At 52.6% G+C, this 2930-nt stretch carries 1 rRNA gene; it reads right to left on the bottom strand.

Annotated features, from left to right (window positions below):
- Nucleotides 1-2: 2 nt before the first annotated feature.
- A 23S ribosomal RNA gene (locus PVA17_RS24565) occupies nt 3-2930 on the bottom strand.

Here is a 2930-nt window from a genome sequence, read left to right as displayed (position 1 = left end):
TTTTGGTTAAGTCCTCGATCGATTAGTATTCGTCAGCTCCATGTGTCACCACACTTCCACCTCGAACCTATCTACCTCATCGTCTTTGAGGGATCTTACTTACTTGCGTAATGGGAAATCTCATCTTGAGGGGGGCTTCATGCTTAGATGCTTTCAGCACTTATCCCGTCCACACATAGCTACCCAGCGATGCCTTTGGCAAGACAACTGGTACACCAGCGGTGTGTCCATCCCGGTCCTCTCGTACTAAGGACAGCTCCTCTCAAATTTCCTACGCCCACGACGGATAGGGACCGAACTGTCTCACGACGTTCTGAACCCAGCTCGCGTACCGCTTTAATGGGCGAACAGCCCAACCCTTGGGACCGACTACAGCCCCAGGATGCGATGAGCCGACATCGAGGTGCCAAACCTCCCCGTCGATGTGGACTCTTGGGGGAGATAAGCCTGTTATCCCCGGGGTAGCTTTTATCCGTTGAGCGATGGCCCTTCCATGCGGAACCACCGGATCACTAAGCCCGTCTTTCGACCCTGCTCGACTTGTAGGTCTCGCAGTCAAGCTCCCTTGTGCCTTTACACTCTACGAATGATTTCCAACCATTCTGAGGGAACCTTTGGGCGCCTCCGTTACCTTTTAGGAGGCGACCGCCCCAGTCAAACTGTCCGCCTGACACTGTCTCCTGCCCCGCTAAGGGGCATGGGTTAGAATTTCAATACAACCAGGGTAGTATCCCACCGACGCCTCCTTCGAAGCTGGCGCTCCGAGATCTCTGGCTCCTACCTATCCTGTACAAGTTGTACCAAAATTCAATATCAGGCTACAGTAAAGCTCCACGGGGTCTTTCCGTCCTGTCGCGGGTAACCTGCATCTTCACAGGTACTATAATTTCACCGAGTCTCTCGTTGAGACAGTGCCCAGATCGTTACGCCTTTCGTGCGGGTCGGAACTTACCCGACAAGGAATTTCGCTACCTTAGGACCGTTATAGTTACGGCCGCCGTTTACTGGGGCTTCAATTCGCAGCTTCGCTTGCGCTAACCACTCCTCTTAACCTTCCAGCACCGGGCAGGCGTCAGCCCCTATACGTCACCTTACGGTTTTGCAGAGACCTGTGTTTTTGCTAAACAGTCGCCTGGGCCTATTCACTGCGGCTCTCATGCGCTTGCACGCTCAAGAGCACCCCTTCTCCCGAAGTTACGGGGTCATTTTGCCGAGTTCCTTAACGAGAGTTCTCTCGCACACCTTAGGATTCTCTCCTCGACTACCTGTGTCGGTTTGCGGTACGGGCACCTCTCACCTCGATAGAGGCTTTTCTTGGCAGTGTGAAATCAGGAACTTCGTCCATACGGACTCGCCATCACAGCTCAACGTTACAGTGTGCGGATTTGCCTACACACACGCCTTACTGCTTGGACGCGCATATCCAACAGCGCGCTTACCCTATCCTACTGCGTCCCCCCATTTCTCAAACGGTGAGGAGGTGGTACAGGAATATCAACCTGTTGTCCATCGCCTACGCCTGTCGGCCTCGGCTTAGGTCCCGACTAACCCTGAGCGGACGAGCCTTCCTCAGGAAACCTTAGTCATACGGTGGACGGGATTCTCACCCGTCTTTCGCTACTCATACCGGCATTCTCACTTCTAAGCGCTCCACCAGTCCTTCCGGTCTGACTTCAACGCACTTAGAACGCTCTCCTACCACTGACATCGTAGATGTCAATCCACAGCTTCGGTGAATCGTTTAGCCCCGATACATTTTCGGCGCAGCGTCACTCGACCAGTGAGCTATTACGCACTCTTTAAATGATGGCTGCTTCTAAGCCAACATCCTGGTTGTCTGTGCAACGCCACATCCTTTTCCACTTAACGATTACTTTGGGACCTTAGCTGGTGGTCTGGGCTGTTTCCCTTTTGACTACGGATCTTATCACTCGCAGTCTGACTCCCGTGTATAAATATCTGGCATTCGGAGTTTGTCTGAATTCGGTAAACCGGGATGGCCCCCTAGTCCAAACAGTGCTCTACCTCCAGTATTCTCATCACGAGGCTAGCCCTAAAGCTATTTCGGAGAGAACCAGCTATCTCCAAGTTCGATTGGAATTTCTCCGCTACCCACACCTCATCCCCGCACTTTTCAACGTGCGTGGGTTCGGGCCTCCAGTAAGTGTTACCTCACCTTCACCCTGGACATGGGTAGATCACCTGGTTTCGGGTCTACGACCACGTACTATTTCGCCCTATTCAGACTCGCTTTCGCTGCGGCTCCGCCTTCTAAAGCTTAACCTCGCACGTAATCGTAACTCGCCGGTTCATTCTACAAAAGGCACGCTATCACCCATTAACGGGCTCTAACTACTTGTAGGCACACGGTTTCAGGATCTCTTTCACTCCCCTCCCGGGGTGCTTTTCACCTTTCCCTCACGGTACTGGTTCACTATCGGTCACTAGGTAGTATTTAGCCTTGGGAGATGGTCCTCCCGGATTCCGACGGAATTTCACGTGTTCCGCCGTACTCAGGATCCACTCTGGAGAGAACGAACTTTCGACTACAGGGCTTTTACCTGCTCTGGCGGACCTTTCCAAGTCGCTTCATCTAACTCGCTCTTTTGTAACTCCGTATAGAGTGTCCTACAACCCCAAGAGGCAAGCCTCTTGGTTTGGGCTCTTCCCGTTTCGCTCGCCGCTACTCAGGGAATCGATTTTTCTTTCTCTTCCTCCAGGTACTTAGATGTTTCAGTTCCCTGGGTCTGCCTTCAAGACGCTATGTATTCACGTCAAGATACTACGCGATTAAACGTAGTGGGTTCCCCCATTCGGAAATCTCCGGATCAAAGCTCACTTACAGCTCCCCGAAGCATATCGGTGTTAGTGCCGTCCTTCATCGGCTCCTAGTGCCAAGGCATTCGCCGTGCGCCCTTAATAACTTAACC

This window comes from Lysinibacillus sp. CNPSo 3705, from assembly GCF_028674935.1.
Lineage (GTDB): Bacteria > Bacillota > Bacilli > Bacillales_A > Planococcaceae > Lysinibacillus.
This window is presented reverse-complemented; position numbering and strand designations above follow the sequence as displayed.